Origin of the sequence: Brevundimonas sp. UBA4553 (genome assembly GCF_002387245.1) — a bacterium.
Lineage (GTDB): Bacteria > Pseudomonadota > Alphaproteobacteria > Caulobacterales > Caulobacteraceae > Brevundimonas.
The window spans coordinates 348,570-366,450 of sequence record NZ_DGLD01000019.1 but is presented as its reverse complement, the minus strand read 5'-3'; the positions used below and the strand labels follow the sequence as shown (position 1 = coordinate 366,450).

The 17,881-nt window shown below is 66.2% G+C and carries 18 protein-coding genes; 6 read left to right on the top strand and 12 right to left on the bottom strand.

Going from position 1 to position 17,881, the window contains the following annotated elements; genetic code table 11:
- Window positions 1–22 precede the first annotated feature (22 nt).
- Window positions 23–370 carry a hypothetical protein gene (locus B4A39_RS14200; RefSeq protein WP_292037200.1) on the bottom strand — a complete coding sequence of 116 codons (348 nt, stop codon included), beginning with the start codon at window positions 368–370 and terminating at the stop codon, window positions 23–25.
- A gap of 656 nt (window positions 371–1,026) precedes the next feature.
- Between B4A39_RS14200 and B4A39_RS14195 the strand changes: the two genes are divergently transcribed.
- Both B4A39_RS14195 and B4A39_RS14190 read left to right on the top strand, forming a co-directional pair.
- The gene (locus B4A39_RS14195) at window positions 1,027–2,529 is read left to right on the top strand and encodes an ATPase domain-containing protein (protein ID WP_292037199.1); all 1,503 of its coding nucleotides are present in this window, start codon (window positions 1,027–1,029) and stop codon (window positions 2,527–2,529) included.
- The gene (locus B4A39_RS14190; RefSeq protein WP_292037198.1) at window positions 2,519–4,624 is read left to right on the top strand and encodes a hybrid sensor histidine kinase/response regulator; all 2,106 of its coding nucleotides are present in this window, start codon (window positions 2,519–2,521) and stop codon (window positions 4,622–4,624) included. Before B4A39_RS14195 ends, B4A39_RS14190 begins: the two co-directional genes overlap by 11 nt.
- A 256-nt stretch (window positions 4,625–4,880) precedes the next feature.
- Here the strand turns inward: B4A39_RS14190 and B4A39_RS14185 are convergent, their stop codons facing one another.
- Window positions 4,881–5,081, bottom strand: a complete 201-nt coding sequence (locus B4A39_RS14185) for a hypothetical protein (RefSeq protein ID WP_292037197.1) — start codon at window positions 5,079–5,081, stop codon at window positions 4,881–4,883.
- Between the two features lie 178 nt (window positions 5,082–5,259).
- On the opposite strand from B4A39_RS14185, the gene B4A39_RS14180 reads away from it, so the two are divergent.
- Window positions 5,260–5,439, top strand: coding sequence for a hypothetical protein (locus B4A39_RS14180; protein WP_292037196.1), 180 nt, complete (start codon window positions 5,260–5,262; stop codon window positions 5,437–5,439).
- A gap of 84 nt (window positions 5,440–5,523) precedes the next feature.
- Window positions 5,524–6,024, top strand: coding sequence for a thioredoxin family protein (locus B4A39_RS14175; RefSeq protein WP_292037194.1), 501 nt, complete (start codon window positions 5,524–5,526; stop codon window positions 6,022–6,024).
- 71 nt (window positions 6,025–6,095) lie between these two features.
- Here the strand turns inward: B4A39_RS14175 and B4A39_RS14170 are convergent, their stop codons facing one another.
- On the bottom strand, window positions 6,096–6,599 hold the full coding sequence (locus B4A39_RS14170) for a DUF1543 domain-containing protein (protein WP_292037193.1): 504 nt from the start codon (window positions 6,597–6,599) through the stop codon (window positions 6,096–6,098).
- A 10-nt stretch (window positions 6,600–6,609) separates the two neighbouring features.
- Entirely contained in the window at window positions 6,610–7,173 is a 564-nt protein-coding gene (locus B4A39_RS14165) for a hypothetical protein (protein WP_292037192.1), read from the bottom strand.
- Between the two features lie 97 nt (window positions 7,174–7,270).
- Between B4A39_RS14165 and B4A39_RS14160 the strand changes: the two genes are divergently transcribed.
- Entirely contained in the window at window positions 7,271–7,525 is a 255-nt protein-coding gene (locus tag B4A39_RS14160; RefSeq protein ID WP_292037190.1) for a hypothetical protein, read from the top strand.
- A gap of 1,872 nt (window positions 7,526–9,397) precedes the next feature.
- On the opposite strand, the gene B4A39_RS14155 is transcribed toward B4A39_RS14160, so the two are convergent.
- Window positions 9,398–9,745, bottom strand: a complete 348-nt coding sequence (locus tag B4A39_RS14155; RefSeq protein WP_292037189.1) for a hypothetical protein — start codon at window positions 9,743–9,745, stop codon at window positions 9,398–9,400.
- Between the two features lie 38 nt (window positions 9,746–9,783).
- A complete protein-coding gene (locus B4A39_RS14150) occupies window positions 9,784–10,599 on the bottom strand; it encodes a TIGR02587 family membrane protein (protein WP_292037187.1) in 816 nt (271 codons plus the stop codon).
- A gap of 138 nt (window positions 10,600–10,737) precedes the next feature.
- Here B4A39_RS14150 and B4A39_RS14145 point away from each other — a divergent pair, with 138 nt between their 5' ends.
- Entirely contained in the window at window positions 10,738–10,950 is a 213-nt protein-coding gene (locus tag B4A39_RS14145; protein ID WP_292037185.1) for a hypothetical protein, read from the top strand.
- A 533-nt stretch (window positions 10,951–11,483) separates the two neighbouring features.
- On the opposite strand, the gene B4A39_RS14140 is transcribed toward B4A39_RS14145, so the two are convergent.
- The 6 genes from B4A39_RS14140 to B4A39_RS14115 form a co-directional block, all read right to left on the bottom strand.
- Entirely contained in the window at window positions 11,484–12,656 is a 1,173-nt protein-coding gene (locus B4A39_RS14140; protein ID WP_292037183.1) for a zinc-dependent alcohol dehydrogenase, read from the bottom strand.
- 18 nt (window positions 12,657–12,674) lie between these two features.
- Complete coding sequence (locus B4A39_RS14135) at window positions 12,675–13,223, bottom strand: SRPBCC family protein (RefSeq protein ID WP_292037182.1); 549 nt, start codon at window positions 13,221–13,223, stop codon at window positions 12,675–12,677.
- A 41-nt stretch (window positions 13,224–13,264) separates the two neighbouring features.
- Entirely contained in the window at window positions 13,265–13,723 is a 459-nt protein-coding gene (locus B4A39_RS14130) for a hypothetical protein (protein WP_292037180.1), read from the bottom strand.
- Between the two features lie 5 nt (window positions 13,724–13,728).
- A complete protein-coding gene (locus B4A39_RS14125) occupies window positions 13,729–14,313 on the bottom strand; it encodes a DUF4142 domain-containing protein (protein ID WP_292037179.1) in 585 nt (194 codons plus the stop codon).
- 387 nt (window positions 14,314–14,700) lie between these two features.
- Complete coding sequence (locus B4A39_RS14120) at window positions 14,701–15,378, bottom strand: SDR family oxidoreductase (protein ID WP_292037177.1); 678 nt, start codon at window positions 15,376–15,378, stop codon at window positions 14,701–14,703.
- 163 nt (window positions 15,379–15,541) lie between these two features.
- Window positions 15,542–17,689: a catalase gene (locus B4A39_RS14115; RefSeq protein ID WP_292037175.1), complete on the bottom strand. Its 2,148-nt coding sequence runs from the start codon at window positions 17,687–17,689 to the stop codon at window positions 15,542–15,544.
- Between the last annotated feature and the right edge of the window lie 192 nt (window positions 17,690–17,881).

Below are 17,881 nucleotides of genomic sequence, written 5' to 3'. Positions count from 1 at the left end.
AAAAACCTGGGAGGGACTCTTATTAGCGGGCGGGCGCCGCGGCGCTCACGACGCCCTTGTAGTCGATCGAGACCACGGCCTCGGCGCCGTCCTTGGTCGCCGAGGCGCTCCAGACGCCCTGTGCGTCCTGGCTCAGGGGGCCGGAGACGACGTAACCCTGCTTTTCAATCGCGGAACGAGCCTGGGCTTCGGTGAAGGAGTTGGCGCCAGGCGTCAGGGTTTCACCGCCGCCCGTGTCGACAGCAGGGTTCCGCGGCGCTTCGGACCCTGAGACGGCGGGCCCTTCCACCTGACCACGATCAGAAGCGTTGTCGCTGCATGCGGTCAGCAGGAAGGCTGTCGAAGCCAGGGCGGGGATGAGGAGTTTCATATCTCGGGGCCTTTCATTTGCCCCGGAACAAGTCTCTCGCCGCCTGAAGGGTTGCCCGCATTTCGCAGGCAGTTTGAATGGAACCCGCCAGGGGGTTCAGGTCCTCGTGCGGGCGACCACCTCGCAACGACGGCGGTTGATCGGCGTCAGGCTCCAACCTTGCGACCGCCTGGGCGCGGCCTCGCCCAGTGTCCGGAACCCGACACAAGGGAGCGCCCCGGCCGGCTTGGCGTTAGATTCTTGCAGACTCCCCGGGGAAGGGAGATCGGCAGACGGCCGGTTTCGCGAGAGCCCCCCTTTTGGCGCAACCGGCCGTCTACTTTTCCATGCGGCCCTGAAGGTCGCAGGCCCCGCCTTGCGCCCCTCTGACGCGCCCATCCCCCATGCGCAAGATCACTTCTTTACGTCAATACAAGGCCCAGCGGACATATCTTTGCGCAACGCTCAAGGACGACGGCCAAGCTGCATACGGCCCGGGCGTGGAACCGGAGACCGGCCGCTGAATCCCGAAGCCATCCTCTATGCGCTCGAACGCTCTGCGCCCGAGGGCGGCTTGCGCCGGCGACAAGCCGCGTCAGCAACCTCGTCCGAACGCTCTTCTGACGCATTGGCTTCCCGCCTCCCTTCGGCCTAGCATGAAGGCGCAAGGAGAGATCATGCCTCAGCCCGTCCGAACCGTGTCCACTGGAAACCTTGGTCTGGACACGATCTTGAAGGGGGGTCTGCCGGCGTCCCGACTCTACTTGCTTGAAGGCGCCCCCGGATCCGGCAAGACGACCTTGTGCCTGCAGTTCTTGCTGGACGGCGTCGCCAAGGGCGAACGGGTCCTCTACGTCACCCTCTCCGAGACGGCTGAGGAACTTGAGGCGGTCGCGGACTCTCACGGCTGGTCGCTCGACGGCGTGAGCCTGTTCGAACTGTCTTCAGCCGCCTCGGTCCTGGGCGAAGGCAGCGAGCAGTCGGTGCTGCATCCCTGGGAACTGGAGCTTGGAAACACGATCAGGCTTATCCAGTCGGAGGTCGAGCGCATCAATCCGACGCGGGTGGTCTTTGACAGCCTGTCCGAAATGCGCCTTCTCGCCCAAGACGCCTTGCGCTATCGCCGCCAGGTCCTGCTGCTCAAGCAGTTCTTCGCAGGCCGAAACGCCACCGTGGTCCTTGTTGATGATCTGACAGGCGAGAACGGCCAGCGCGACGCTCATCTGCACAGCCTCTGCCACGGCGTCATTACGCTGGAGCGCGTCACCCTTGATTTCGGCGCCGCCCGTCGGCGCCTGGAGATCCAGAAGCTGCGGGGCGTGAACTTCGTCGGCGGCTTCCATGACATGAATATTCGCACCGGAGGGCTGGAGGTCTATCCGAGGCTGATCGCCTCCGACCATCATGAGCCGTTCGTGGGAGAGCCGACGCCGAGCGGCGTGCCCGAGATCGACGCCCTTCTCGCCGGCGGCCCGCTTCGCGGCACCTGCACCCTGCTGACGGGGCCCGCCGGGGCGGGCAAGACCACCCTGGCGCTTCAGTACGTCACCGCCGCCTGCGCCCGAGGCGAACGCGCGGCCATCTTCGAATTCGATGAACGCATCGGCACCATGCTGGCCCGTTCCAAGGCGATGGATATCGACCTGACGCCTCACCTTGAGGCGGACCGGGTCTCCGTGCTGCAGATCGACCCGGCGGAGATGCCTCCGGGCGAGTTCGCGTGGCGGATCCGCGACGAGGTTGAAAACAAGGGTGCGCGGGTCATCGTGATCGACAGCCTGAACGGCTACGTCTCCGCCATGCCCCAGGAGAAGCAGCTCGTCCTGCAAATGCACGAACTGCTCTCCTACCTCAACCAGCAAGGCGTCACGACCTTCCTGATCGCGCCGCAACAGGGACTGGTGGGGACCATGGGCACCGGTCAGCTGAGCGTCTCCTACATGGCGGACGCCGTCATCCTGTTCCGGTTCTTCGAAGCCGGCGGCCGCCTGCGCAAGGCCATCTCCATCATCAAGAACAGAGGCGGCGCCCATGAGGATACAATTCGGGAGCTGCGCATTGATTCCGGCGGCGTGCGCGTGGGTGCGCCTCTGTCAGACTTCAAGGGAATCATGACCGGTACGCCTGAATACGTCGGCGCCAGCGCTCCGCTGATGGAAGACCGTTCGATTGGCGCATAGGCGAGCGGCGCTCGGCCGACGTGTCCTGATCTGCGCGCCCTACGGCCGCGACGGTACGAGCCTGGAGCGCCTGCTCGAGCGCGAAGGTTATGAAGCTCAGGCCTTCGCCGCCCTGCCCGCCCTGGCCGCCGCCCTCGACGACCTGAGCGGCGCTATCCTCGTGACCGAGGAGGCCCTGGCGAGCGGGGTCGCCCCCTTGAAGGCGTGGGCGGACGCCCAGGCCTCTTGGTCCGACATGCCGGTGGTCCTGCTGACCCGTCGTCAGATCGAGGCGGGCCGCGCGGTCGCCCAGAACCTGCTTTCCGAGGTCGTCAGCCATCTTACCGTCCTGGAACGTCCGTTGGGCTCGCCCTCTCTGCTGAGCGCCATAGACGGAGCGCTCAAGACCCGGCAGCGCCAGTTCGACACCGGTCAACGCATCGACCAGCTGAGAGCGTCTCAGGCCGCTCTCACGGCGAGCGAACAGGAGTTGAGGACCATAACCGACGCCCTGCCGATTCTTATCGGCTTCATCGACCAGGGCGGCGTTTATCGCTTCGCCAACCAGGCCTACCGCGACTGGGTCGGTCGCGGACCCGAAGAGATGATCGGTCAGAACGTCCACGACTTCATGAGCCGGACCGGCGGGCATATCGATGTCGATCCGCGCAAGCAGGCCATAGCCCGGGCCCTTGCTGGAGAAGACGTCATGCTCCAGCTCCCCTGGCCCAAGCTCGACGGGTCCTATCGCGAGGCGGAGATCCGCTACCTGCCGCGTCGAGGCGAAACCGGCGAGATCGAGGGCTTTCACGTCTTTGTCCATGACGTCACGGACCGGGTCCAAGCTGAGAACGTCCTGCGCGAGGCGGCGGAAACCCTGGAGCAGCGCGTCGCCGAGCGGACGGCGGAACTCGAGCAGGAGATGGCGGAGCGCGCCGAGGTCGAAGCCGTATTGCGCCAGAGCCAGAAGATGGAGGCCATGGGGCAGCTGACCGGCGGCATCGCCCATGACTTCAACAACATGCTGACCGGCGTCCTCGGCTCGCTCGCCATCATCCGGCGGCGCGCGGCCGACGGACGGACGGAAGATCTGGACCGCTTCATCGACGCGGCCGTGGTTTCGGCCGAGCGCGCGGCGGCCCTCACCCAGCGCCTGCTGGCCTTCTCGCGGCGCCAGTCCCTGCACGCCCAACCGACCGACCTGAAGGCTCTGGTCTTGTCGCTGGAGACGCTGTTCGAACAGGCTCTTTCCGAGAACCTGACGCTTGAGTTCGATCTTCCGGACGGCCCTATGGTGGCGGCGATCGATCCCCACCAGCTCGAGAACGCCCTGCTCAACCTCGTCATCAATGCGCGCGATGCGATTGCGGAGGGCGGGATCATCACCGTGGGCGTCAGGACAGCTGACCCACAAGCCCAGAACGCCGAACCTGTCTTCCAAAGCCGCCATATTGTGGTGAGCGTGACCGACACAGGGGTCGGCATGCCGGCCGAGATCGCCGAGAAGGTCTTCGACCCCTTCTTCACGACCAAGCCGATCGGACAGGGGACGGGCCTCGGCCTGTCCATGGTGCACGGCTTCGCCAATCAGAGCGGCGGGGCCGTCAGGATCAGGACCGAGCCTGGCCAAGGGACGACGTTCTCGCTTCACCTGCCCATGGCCGACGCGGCCCTGCGTCCCATCAAGGCGCTTGTGGCGGCTGATCTGGCCGCAGGCGGAGGCCGGCGGGTCCTCTTCGTGGAAGACGATCCCAGCGTCCGGCTGCTGGTCGGAGAGGTCCTGAATGAGCTGGGCTTTGAGGCCATCGAGGCGGAGGGCCCGGACTTCGCCATCCAGGTGCTGCAGTCCGGGGTGGCGCTGGACCTGCTGATCACCGATGTCGGACTGCCCGGCATGAACGGCCGTCAACTGGCCGAGCTCGCCCGCGAGAGCCGTCCCGACCTGCCGATCCTGTTCGTCACCGGATATGCTGAAAACGCCGTCATCCGCGCCGATTTTCTCGCGTCCAACATGGCGATGATCACCAAGCCCTTCTCGATCGAAACCCTGTCTCGCCGCATCAAGGCCGTTCTGGAGCCCGCAGCCCCGGATAAGGCAGGTCAAGCGCCGGTCTGATCGCCGCCCGGAGGTGCGTCCTTCATGGCATCGCGCCGAGGGCGCCGAAAAGGAATCCACGAAGATCGGCGGACCGGCCATCGCAGACATGGCGAGCCTCCGGGCGATCGTTCTCGATCCCTTGAGGCGCCTGGATACAGAACCGCGCCGCACCGCCCTCTCAACAAGAAGTGGCGGCCCCAGAGAGGCCGCCACTGTCTGGATGCGAGGGTTAGCGCCCCCAAGGACCTATAGGGCCGATCGGGTGCGCAACCGATCAGCCGCCAGTCCCGAAGCCGTCCTTGCCTCCGGCTCCGGCCGCCCCGTCGCCGCCAGACGCGGGGGCCGGATCATCCTTGCCAGGTTGGCGCTGGGCCTGATCCCGAAGGTTCTCCCGCTGCTGCGGGTTCTCATCGGGCTGCGGCGTATTGGTCTCCAGATCTTCTTCGCGGGCAGGCTCGGGCTGGACGTCGGTCATGTCGTTCTCCTGTGAGGTTACAGGGAGCCAAGCCACGGGGAACAAGGCCGTTCCTGCCGCCGCGCTACACGATAATGTTGGACGAGCACCGGGAACGCATCAGCCAGCGAGGTCGGCTCCCGCCCGCATCGGCTCAGGACTTGCTTCGATCCGGATACATGTCCAGTCCAGTACCGAAATGACCCGCTTCCCGACCGTCTCTGACCTTCGCCAGCTGCAACGCAATGCGGAAAACATGGCCCGCCTGACTCCTTTCGAGGCGGACAGCGAGCGGTTCATGCGGCTCGCCGAGCGGTACAGGCGCGAGGCGGACGCGCTGGACCGCAAAGACCCGCCCGCTGGCGAGGGAGGCCGCTAGACGGCGGCAGCTTGACCGCTGATGCGTTTCGTGGCGAAGCCGTTCGCGACATTCGTAACGCGCCGTTCGATGAGAGATCACCCCGTGAAGCAGCTGACATTGATCATCTCGATGGCCCTGAGCGTCGCGGCCTGCGCATCGACGCCCCTCTCCACGACCGCCCCCAAGCCGGAGGCCCGTTCCTATCGTGTGAGCCAGAACGCCTCAGCGGACGTCGACGCCGCCCTAGAACGCGCGGGACGGTCGGGGAAGCGGGTTCTGCTGGTGATGGGGGCCAACTGGTGCAGCGACAGCCGCGCCCTGGCCGGATGGCTGGCGACCGATCGCTTCGCCGACTTGATCGCTCGCGAATACGAGCTGGTGTTCGTCAACATCGGAATGCCCAGGAGCGGCGACGGCCACAACCTGGAGATCGCCCGGCGCTTCGGACCGCCCAACCTGCCGGGCCTTCCCAATGTCCTGGTTCTCACCTCTGACGGGGTCCTAGTGAACCCCACGACCGCCACGCTTTGGCGCGAGGCCGAAAGTCGGACGGGGGACGCCATCTATGATGAGCTGGAGCGCCTGGCCGATCTCCCGGCCTGAAGCGACGCCTTCGGCAGACCGTCAGGTCCGCCGATTAACGCTCCTGCCGGCCTGAGCCGAAGTTGGCAGGCTCAGCGGACCGGAACATAGCGGCAGGTGAAATCCGGATCTCCGCTCAGGGGGCTGGGCGTCAGGTGGATGTAGAGCCGTTGGGCCAGAACCGCCGCGTCCAGGGCGAACGCCTGGTCGGCCTCGTACATTTCATCTCGGTGAGCGTCTCGCCACCCCTTGGCCCGCTTGATCGCGCGGGCCTTGGCGCCCGCCAGGGTGTCGGCCACCACGAAGACGTTGCGGTGCTGCTCGCCGAAAGCCAGGCCGTCATAGCCGCCCAGATTGACGTAGTAGAGCCGTTCCGGACCTTCGAACGGCTCCGGCCTCAACGACACCTCATAACCGTCCGCCCGCGCGATCTCGCACCAGCAATCGATATGCAGACTTCCCGGCCTGCCCCACCACTGCGCCAGCAGGATCGCGTGGGTGGCTTGCAGGGATGCGGCCGCGACGAAGCGGATGTCGTGGACTTCGATATTGGCGGCGGGATGCTCCCCGCCGATGTAGATCGCGAACAGCTTCATGCTCTCGAATCTAGGCCACGGCCGGCAGCGTGTCGATCGACGCCTGGCCGTCCCCCAGGATCGAGGCCAGTCGACGCCCGACGATTTCACCCATGGCGTGCGAACTGGTGAGGCCCTGGGCGAAGGGGTGGCGGCCCATGATGAAGGGCGGACTCAGGCAGAACAGCCGATCCGTCGGCAGACCGTCGGCTACAAGGTTGAAACGGTCGTCGATCTCGACGCCCCGGGCGCCGTCAGTGTCCTCGTCCGAGGAGGCGTCCCGGACGACCCCCTGCTCGATCAGCGACAGGAAGGGAACTGGATGTGCGCCGAGCACCTTCCGGCCTGTAGCCTCGATAAAGACCGGGAAACGTCGAACCGCCCGTCCCCGGATCAGACGCGCGCCGCCTCCCGGCGGCCGGCTGGCGATCCCATAGTCGTCGCCGAGAGCCAGAACCTCCAGTTTCCCAGCCCTATGTAGCGCAAGCATGCGCTCGACGGATTCATGCGGAACCCCGCCATAGGCGTCGACGAAGACCGGCTTGAGGGAGCGGCAGAAGCGGGAGAACTGGACGCTGTCCAGGTGCGGAGCCACCGCAAGGCCGGTGTGGAATCTTCGCGCTCGCGATGTTGGACAGTATGGCCGGATCATTCCTGCTGGGGCGACAGGGGCCGCCGACGCCGGCCTCCGCATGAGCCTCGAGCACGGTGATTCCCACGTCGCGCGGGGGCTCGGCCAACAGAAACTCGAGCGTGTAAAGGGGGTCGGACCCGCGCCGACGAAAGCGATTGATATGGTCGTCTGCACACGCGCCTTCGCCGCCCCGGCTACTGTGTCGGCTTGGGAACTCGTCACCCCCGACTCCTTGCAATCGCCGCAAAGCCCGGCGCGGGAATACCTGATGGCCCACGCGGTCGAGACCCTGGTTGGCGGCCGGTTTCAGTGAATGGCTGACATCCGCACTGCGTCCGCGAGTTCAGAGGAAGCGCTCGCGACCCGTGATCGCCTTGAGCAGAAGGTCGAAACCGACGAAGAGATACCCCAGAAGATGCATGCCGTTCCAACGGCCCGCCCCCCCGGAGCGATCCCCGACTGCGTCGGACGGCCGCGTCCGCCATCCTCACCCAGGCCCGGGTGAGGATGGAAGCTTGCGAGGCGAAGTCGTCAGCCATGTTTCACCTGGCGAGGCCAATCATCGCCTCGCCAGCAAAAGGCCGACGGACACGAACGCCAGCAGGATCAGGACGCCCGCGACAACGGCCAGGCCCGCCTGGCCCTGCTGCCGCAATGATCGGCCGTCCGCTTCCTGGTTAGGAAAGAAGACTGGCTCCAGCAGGCCGGATGACGCCCTGTCTGATGAGCGCCTTCACCGTGGATTTCGGAGATGCTGTCGGCAGAGACACGGCCGTATCAGCGCTAAAGCCGCCGCCATTTCGAGATGTTCGACGACCCGCTTTCGCATCACGGCCGCCATGACAGCGACCTGGGCGCCGACGCCTGCGGCTACGTTCATCAGCCCCCGGACCCTCCCATACTGGAGCTCAGTCCACATGAGGACCGCTCCCTTACAGACCACGCCCGTACGTCTGCAGGCGTCGGGGAACCGCAGTCACTCGCCTGCTACGCCCCTCAACCCACCTCCTCGCAAGAATTGTGAGGAGGGAACTTAACGGTCCGGCGTAACTTCGACGTCGATGGTCTGGTGCTCTCTCCCAGCCGGACATAGAGCTGCGTTGGCCCCGCGACTGTCAGCGTTCAGCCGCCATGGGCGGACATAGCGAAGCCAGCCCATACCATTAGCGCCAGCGCCGCCAAAAGCGCGGCCGCCCCCAGGCCAATGACCACCTTGAGAGAAATGGCCTTCATCCGCGTCCCCTTCCTATAAAGACGCATTGGTCCCTAAACGGCGTAGCGCGGCTATGTGACCCAAGGCCGCGCCGGCGTGGCGCATATTCCCCGACCTCTTTGGTCAAGCCGGGACCAACCCGCCCTCATCAGATCAATGCGCTCACCGCCCTGTGCGTGAAAGCAGCCGCACCTGCCTGACCCTCGAAAGCGTATCGGTCTCCCCCACCTAGAACCAGCAGTCACCGACCCTCTGATGGGTAGGAGCCGCAGCATCCGGGGTGGCCGCCAAGCCGTGTCCTCAGCGAACAATCTTTGCATGTCCACGCAGAGGTGGACGGCGTGGGCGGCAATGCGCCGAAGCGAAGGCCTGTCGTCATGATAGGTCTGTACCGAACTTGGGCCGCCCCCCGTCGGAACACCCGTTTCAGAGCGGGCCCATTCCCGCCCTGGCTAGGGCCTTGGTGCGCTTCCAGACCTAGGCGGCAGGTTCATGTCGAGCGGGGCCGGAAGGGCCCATCGTCGCTCGGGCGAGCGCCGCGCGTTCCGCGTTGGCCGCAAGGCATCGATTGCGCAGCTGAGCCCAGGTCGCACGTCCCTCCAGCGTGAAAACGTCTGATTGGGTATAGCCCTCGGCGACCATGGCGGTACGCACCGCGCTTGGAATTCGGAACTGTCCCGAGTCCGCGAGCTCGAACGCGCGTACGATAGCCGGGGTCCTTAACAGCATGACTCCACCTCTAAGGCGCCCGGCCACGACAGCCGAGCCCTTCCCTACTCCGACAACCACAAGGCTTGCGACGCCGCGCCACGAAGGGCGCCCGTCGCCGGACAAGCCCCCCGCCACCGCATTGGCGATCGCCCGCGGTGAATGCCCGTTGGCCGCTGCGGTTCCGCGGCGTCCGTTTGCGGACCCTCCGAACCGGCCGCGATCGGTCGCCGTCGCGCCTGGCGCCGGGGCACGGCCCAGACGTCAGGGTTCCGACCAGCCCAGCACCCGCAATGTCGGCTCGGGCCTCTCTTCCCCGGAGAACACCAGACTGGCCCGCGTCTCCCCGCGGCCAGGGACATAGTCTAGCGAGGTCGACGCGCGCTGATCCCCGACCTGCCCTTCGATGTCCACGGCGGCGGCCGTCAGGTCGCCCCGGTTGGAGACCAGGACATCAACCACCCATCCCTGGGTCGAGCGACGGACGGTCTCGCTCGTGATGTGCAGCGTGGCCGGTGCGGGCGAAGAAAAGGCGGACAGAGCCAGAACGCCCGCCGCTGCGAGGGTCACGACAAGCCCGGCCAGGGCGCAGGCCCATTGAAGCCGCGTCACGCCCTTTCCTCGCTTCTGATCTCGTTTGGGGGCCATGGCTATACCAGGAGCCGCGCGGCGGCGGCGCCGATTGCAGCCGGAAACGCCAGGACCACGACGTTGGCGACCAAGGCCTGGAGACCATGCCCGTCCGTCCCGCTAAACACCCACAACATGGCGAGACTCGCCAGCAGGCAGAGCCCGTAGCCCGGCAAGGTGAAGTCCAGAAAGGCCCTCAGCGGGGTTTCAGCCTTCTCCTGGCCAGCGAAGCCTGCTTCGAAGACGATCAGGTGCAGCAGGATGATAGACAGCACCAAAACGCCCAATGCGCCGAGCGGCGTGGCGAGATAGGCGATAAGCCGCATTTCTTCCGTCGGCGCGAGATTCATGGCGAAGTAGAGCGCGCCCGCCAGCATGAGGAAGAGCTCGCCCGGGTAGGAAGCCTGATCCTCGCCGTCCTCGTCGGACGCGTCTGACAACTGGCGCCGCGCCGCCAGGGCGCCCAGGGCGGCCGGCGCCGCCTGCAAGGTCACCTGTCCCACGGCGGACGACGCCGAACTATAGTCCAGCACGTTGAAGATCGACATGAGGGCCGCCGCCGTCACATAGCCCACCGCCAGGGCCACCAAGGTGTCGAGCAGATTATTGACGAGGCCGCGCCGAGCGGAAAAGCCCGCGTAGTGCGCCAATCCGAAGAGGAGCGGCAGCGCCGCCAACAGATAGACCAGGCGCCGGTGCGGTTCTGCGGCGAAGCCTAGCGCCCACATCTCCATGGTCATGAGCAGGGGCAGGCTGAACAGCAAGGCGCCGCCGAAGGCGCGCCCCAGATCGCGGATATAGGCCCTGTCTCCCGCGCGATCGGCGGTCTGCGTCACATTCATGCGCCTTCAACGCCAAGCTCCGATTTCGGCTCCCGCCCCCATAGCCGGCGCCGTCGCAGGTCCCGGACGCCCCGTTGGGAACCTTCCCCCGCCTCAACCCCTCCCCCTCGTGAAGCCATGATGGAGAGACGGATGGGAGACGCAAAGCAATCCAAGGGCCGCGAGCGGAACGCGGCCAGCCCCGGCGGCAAGCCGGACCCCGCCACCTCCGACGAGGCTGTGCGCCGGGTCGGTCAAGAGTCCCAACGTCGAGCAGGCCCCGACGGACCCGATGCCCGCGAGATCGGTGACACCTTCAAGACGCCGCCGACGGGAGCGACCCCGAAGTCGACCGGAAGCGCTTAACCGGATCGAGGCTGCGAAAGGGTTCCCTCATCCCGCGCCAGGCCCTCGCCCCAACAATGGGAACAGCCGGCTTGCCTATCGGTTCGATCAATGTGGATCAACTACAGGAGACGCTGCGATGAACCGAGACAAGGACGCCGACCGCTGGGGCGGCCCCGGATCAAGCCATCAAAATCGAGACGCCCCGCGCCCGGACCCCGTGGTGAAGGATCCCGACGCGCCTGATCACCTTTCGCCTCGTAGCCAGATCTCCGGAGGTGGCGGTGAGGGAGACGTGCACAAAGGGCATTCGCCCGAGGCCCGCTCGACGCAGCAGGGGTCCAGCGAGGAGAAGCGGCATGAACGCGACAATCGAGACTAGGAGGGCGTCGCGTCTTTCTGGCGACCAGGCCCGTTGGGCTCGTCGCCTGGGGCCGGACTAGCCAGTCCTCATCTGTAGCGTGACCGCGTCGAGCCCTGGGGCTCCGCCATCAAGGCCCGTCTCTCGACGGGCCTTGTCTATGGTAAGGAACGGTCCCCTCTCCACAATGGCGTCAGGGCTTGAGAACGACCTTGGTCCACTCATTCGGATTGTCGTGGAAGTTCTTGTAGGCGGTCGCCGCTTCTTCCAACGGCAGGCGATGGCTGATCAGGTCGGTCGTATCGATCTGTCCGTCCATGACCAGCTCCAGCAACTTGGGCAGGTATTTCTGCACATGGGTCTGGCCGGTCTTCAGGGTCAGACCCTTCTGCATGAAGGCGCCGATCGGAAGCTTGTCGCCGATCCCGCCATAGACCCCCGGCATGGAGATGCGCCCGCCCTTGCGGCAGGCCATGATCGCCTCTCGCAGGACATGCTGGCGATCAGTGCCGAGCTTCGTCTCCTGCTTGACCGCATCGATGATGTTATCCGGCGCGAAGCCATGCGCCTCCATGCCCACGGCGTCGATGCAGGCGTCGGGGCCGATGCCCGCCGTCATCTCCTTCAGGGCCTCCAGGATCTTGACCTCATGATAGTTGAGCACCTCGGCGCCGTTCTGCTTGGCCAGGGCGAGACGGCGGGGATGATGGTCGATGGCGATCACCCGCCCTGCCCCCATGTGGATCGCGCTCTTGATGGTGAACAGCCCCACCGGCCCGCAACCCCAGACCACCACGGTGTCGCCTGGCTCGATCCCGGCGTTTTCCGCCGCCATCCAGCCCGTAGGGAAGATATCGGACAGGAAGAGCACCCGCTCGTCCTCGACGCCTTCGGGGACTGGGATGGGACCAAAATCCGAATAGGGAATGCGCGCATATTCGGCCTGGCCGCCCGCGTATCCGCCCGTCAGGTGCGAATAGCCGAACAGTCCGGCCGCGGGGTAGCCGTAGGCGACCTCGGAGGCGTCGGACTTGTCCGCGGGATTGGAGTTGTCACAGGCCGAGTACTGCTCCTTGCCGCAGAAGAAGCACTGGCCGCAGGCGATGACGAAGGGGACCACCACCTTCTGTCCGACCTTGAGGCTGGTGTTGCCGCGCCCCACCTCGACCACCTCTCCCATGAATTCGTGGCCGAGGATGTCGCCGCGGTGCATGCCGGGAATGACGCTGTCGTAAAGGTGGAGGTCGGACCCGCAGATGGCGGTGGCCGTGATCTTGATGATGGCGTCGCGGGGATTGACGATCTCGGGATCAGGGACGGTGTCCACTCGAACATCGTGTTTGCCGTGCCAGGTCAGTGCGCGCATGATTTGTCCTTGAGATGATCAGCCGCGGGGCGCGGCGGCGGGAGCCTGGGAGGTCGAGACCTCGCCCGTCTCCATCAGTTGCTTGAAACGGCGAAGCTCTCGCCTGGCCTGGATGCGCGGTTCGCGCTGCATCACCTTGGCCACCAGCTTGCCCACGGCGCCGGCCGGCGGATCATAGCTGATCATGACGCGGACTTCGGTTCCGCGACCGAAGGCGTTGTCGCGAAACTCGACCCAACCCTCATGATCGACATCGGCCGCCTCGGTCGAACGCCAGGCGATCTTCTCGCCCGGCCGATCCTCCACGATCTCGGTTTCAAGCTCGACGTCGAAACCCCCTGGCCCGGCGATCGTCCAGTCCCGGCCGTCGGCGCTGACCGACCGGACGTTGGGCATGAAGAGGGGCAGGTTCCGAAACTCACGCCAGAAGGCGTACAGGTCGAAACGCGGTCGATTGATCATGACCGCCTGTATGCTCGAGGCTCCATGATCGCCCTCGTGAGCGTCGTCATCCAGAAATCCGGTGGTCGCCATCTCGGCGTCGGTGCTTGTCGGCTCGGCCTGCATTGGTTTTCTCCGGGTTATGGGGAGGCGCCCTCGCCTCCCGATCAAAGTTTCTCGCGCGCCTCCGAGAGATCACCGATAAGACGCGTCCTGGCCTTCTCAAACCTCGCCTTCTCATCGGCGGCCCGCGCGTCCAGCCTGGCCGTCTCCTGGCGCAAGCCTTCGGCGCTCTCGGCGTATGAGGTCTCGAGCGCCTGCAAACGGCCGGCGAGCTCTTCCACCCGGCGCTTCTGGGCGGCCGTCGGCCTCTTGCGCGCCCGCACCCGCTCTCGCCGGGGTCCGACCTCGCCGACGTCGACCGCCAGTCCCCGTTCGATCACCTCGCCAGGTCTGGCGCGCGCGGCTTCCGCATCCTCAGCCTCGGGGACTTCCCTGGCCAGGCCGGAGGCGAAGATGTCCTGCTGGACGCCCCAGGCCGCCAGAGCCTTGGGTCGGGACGAAGCCGCCACCGTGAAGCGGTGGAAGCCGTCCGACCATTCAAAGACCTTCAGCCTGGGGGCCATGTCGATCAGGCGGAGATCGCGGCCTGGATCTCCTGCGCCTTCTGCAGGTGAGCCTCGATCTTCGGCAGGACGGTCCGTGCGTGGGCCGCCAGGGCCGGCGCCTCGGCGTTGTCAGCGAAGCCGCGATGCAGGGTCACGGCCTCCTGGTGGGCCGCGACCTGCTGGTCGATATAGACCTTGTCGAAGTCCGCCACGCCCGCCGATCTCAGATTGTCCAGCAGGCCCTTGCGACGCTGGTCCAGTTCGGCGGGCGGCGCGACGTCCGGAGCCGCAGAGGCGGCAGCCGTCTTGAGGGCGGCGGCGGCGGCGGTGTGATCGGTTTTGATCATCTGGGCCAGGGCCTTGACGTCGGCCCGCTTGGCGCGCTCCAGGGCGATGTCGGCGGCTTGGATTTCATACATGTCGCCCATGGCGGCGCCCGGCACATAGGCGCTGACCATATTGCTTCCCATGGTGGCGGCCGAGGTCTGACCGACCGGCGCTGAAACGGCGTCCTGGGCCTTGTCGACGGCCTCGTTACCGCCTTGCGGACTGCAGGCGGATAAAACGGAGGCGGCGGCTGCGGCGGCGATGATCGAGGCGTGACGCATAGTCAGGGCTCCTGAGAGGTTAGACTAGCCAAGCGCCCCGGGCGTCATCCGGTTGCCATGGGCCGCGCGGGATGCCGCGGGACGGCGGTTAAAGCCGCTGTCGCTCGACAGCGCCCCATTGTCGGGAATCCGACACAAGGGCGGCGCCCCGCCCTACAAGCCCATCCGGCGGCGATCCCGACCGCCGATCAAGACCACGCCGGCCGCCGAGACGCAGCCCCGCGCCCGCGAACAGCGGCCCGCCACTGCTCAGAATGGAGGTCGGCGAAAGACTAAGACCGGACCAGCCTCCCTCTTCCGGCGATCGCGGAAAGCAATCCCGCCGAGACCGTTCGACCGCTTGCGGCCCTCATCGAAGCGGGGGCCCGCAATCCGCGAGGGGCCGAGCTATTCGGCGTAGATCATCTTGCGGGTCATTCCCCCGTCCAAGGTCAGGACCTGGCCTGTGATGAAGCCGGCGCCGGCCAGATAGAGAACGGCGCCCGCGATGTCTTCGGGGCGGCCTACCCGGCTGACAGGGTGCTGGGCGTGGTCGATCGGCCGAAGATCTTGACCGTCTGAGATCCAGCCGGGCGCGATGGCGTTGACCCGCACTTTTGACCCCAGACTGATCGCCATGGCGTGCGTCAGCGCGACCAAGGCCCCCTTTGAGGCGGCGTAGGCCTCGGTGTTCGGCTCGGACATGCAGGCTCTGGTTGAAACCATGTTGATGATGACGCCCTCGTCTCCAAACATGGAAATGGCCGCCCTGCTCATCAGGAAGGCGCCGGTCAGGTGGCTGTCGACGACCTTGCGCCACTCGGCCAAGGACAGTTCGGTCATAGGACCACGGTCCGGTGCGGCGATGCCGGCGTTGTTGACCAACAGATCCAGCCTATCCCACCCCAGTTCGGCGAAGGCGGCCTGGACGGAAGCCTCGTCACCCACGTCGCAGGTCACAGACCGGCTGTGATCCGGACCGGGTTTCAGGTCGAAGGCGGCGACGGTCCAGCCGTCATCGACCAGGGCTCTGCAAATCCCTTGGCCGATCAGACCCGCGGCTCCCGTGACGATGGCTTTCTTCATGGAGACCTCAAGCAGACGCCGATCGATCCGGTTCCAAGGGTTCGATCCTGCCGCGATCCCAGGCGCCTGATCGAAGCCTGACCTTGCCCGCCCCCGCGGCCCCAAAGCGGCGAGACCCCTTCAAGGCTGGCCTTCGTCCTATCAATGGATCGCACAAGGGGTTTCAGCGAACACCGGAGCGGCTGGTTCCGCTCCGGCCTTTGCGCTCCGGAACCAGCCACCGCGTTTCAGGGCGTGGCGCGTACCCGGGTTTCGCATCAAAGTAGCGATGCCTGGCGGCCTCCACGAAACCAGCGAGATCTGTCACGCCCTCGTCCGGCTCGACCCGCGCCCAGTCCAGGAGGGCCTGGGCGCCGGCCGAGCGGCCGATGGCCTTCAGGTGGCCGAAGGCGTTGTTGACGAACTGCACAGCGGCGGCCTCGGCGCAGAGGGTCTGAGCCGCCTCGGGCTCCAGCAACAGGGCGACGGCGTCGAACAGGACGGAGGGCGTGCCAGCCAGTTGTCCGTCCGCCTTTCGTCGGCTGCCGTCGGACAGGGTGACGCCACCGATCTTCCGGCACACCACCTTCAGGGAAGCGCCCTCGGCCTGAACCGCAGCCTCGAGCGCCGCCAGGTCCTCGGCGGAGGAGCCCTCGTCGAGCAGAACGCCCACCACGCGCCCCTTCAACGTCGCCTTCATATTGCCGACGATTCTCAGGGCGGGCGAGGGCTCCAGGTCCCGCACGGGCGCGGCTGTCGGCGTGGCCGCCGGCAGTTCGAGGTCCATGGCGTCCGCCACCCGACGGGCCAGGGCCTCATCGACATTGCGCAGGTTGGCGATCATGCGCAGGGGGATGTGGCCGTGCTCGCACTTGGACAGTTCGAACACGAAGGCGCCGACGATATGGGATTGCTCCGCGGGCTCCATCGAGCGCCAGAATTGCCGCGCCTGGCTGTAGTGGTCCGCGAAGCTCTCGGGCCGCAACCGTCCCTTGAAGCCTTCGCCGGCCGGCTCCCGGAAGCTGCGGAATCCCGCGGCCGGATTCTCCCTGGGGCCGCCCCGCTCCCCGGCCTCGGCCAGACTGTTCGGCTCATAGTTGGCGCGCCCCTTGGGAACCTTGTGCTGCATGGAGCCGTCGCGCTGGAAGTTCTGGAAGGGACATCCTCCGTCGCGCCCTCGCGCGCGGTTGGTCGGCAATTGATGGAAGTTGGCGCCGCCCAACCGGCTGAGCTGGGTGTCGAGATAGGAGAAGAGCCGCCCCTGAAGCAGGGGGTCGTTGCTGAAGTCCATGCCCGGGACGAGATGGCTCGGGCAGAAGGCGGCCTGCTCGGTTTCAGCGAAGAAGTTGTCCGGATATCGATCGAGCACCATGCGGCCGATGATGCGCACCGGTACGAGCTCCTCCGGGATCAGCTTGGTGGCGTCCAGGTGATCGAACGGGAAGCCGGCCGCGGTCTCCTCGTCGAAGATCTGCACCCCGAGCTCCCACTCCGGATAGTCGCCCCTCTGGATGGCCTCGAACAGGTCGCGCCGCTGATAGTCGTTGTCCGCGCCCGCGATCTTCACGGTCTCGTCCCATATCGTCGATTGGAGGCCGAGCTTCGGTTTCCAGTGGTATTTGACGAAATGCGACCGACCCTCGGCGTCGATCAGGCGGAAGCTGTGGACCCCGAAGCCCTCCATGGTGCGGAACGACCGCGGAATAGTCCGGTCGGACATGGCCCACATCAGCATGTGCGTGGACTCCGGCATCAGGGAATTGAAATCCCAGAAGGTGTCGTGGGCCGCCGTCGCCTGGGGGAAGCCCCGGTCCGCCTCCATCTTGACCGAGTGCACCAGGTCCGGGAACTTCATCGCGTCCTGGATGAAGAAGACGGGGACGTTGTTGCCGACCAGATCCCAGTTGCCTTCTCGGGTGTAGAATTTCACGGCGAAGCCGCGCACATCGCGCGGCGTGTCCACCGATCCGGCGCCGCCGGCCACGGTTGAGAAGCGAACGAAGACTTCGGTCTTTTCGCCGATCTCGGTCAGGACGCGCGCCGTGGTGAAGGCGCCCAGACTGTCGGTCAGCTCGAAATAGCCGAAGGCGCCCGTGCCCCGCGCGTGGACGATCCGTTCCGGTATGCGTTCATGGTCGAAATGCGTGATCTTCTCGCGGAGGATCATGTCCTCCAGCAGGGACGGTCCGCGCGGACCGTCCCTGAGATGGTTCTGGTTGTCGGCGATCGCGACGCCCTGGTTGGTCGTCAGGGTGGAAGCGGCGTCCGCGGCGGTCTGGTGGGTCTCCCCGCCTCTTCTCGTCGCATCGGAGTCGCGGTGGGCTTCAGTCATGCTCGTCGTTTCCCTTATGGCTTTCGAAAGCCAACTCCCCCGCTTGGCCGCCGATCCCTGCCTGGGCGATTGGCCGCAGCGGTCGCCGCCAGAACCCAGACCGCCCCGGGCGCGGCGCCTTCCTGCCGCGCCCCGCCCGATGACCGTCGGCAGCTCGCAGCCGCCGCGCACCGATAGTCCGGGGCCGGAGCC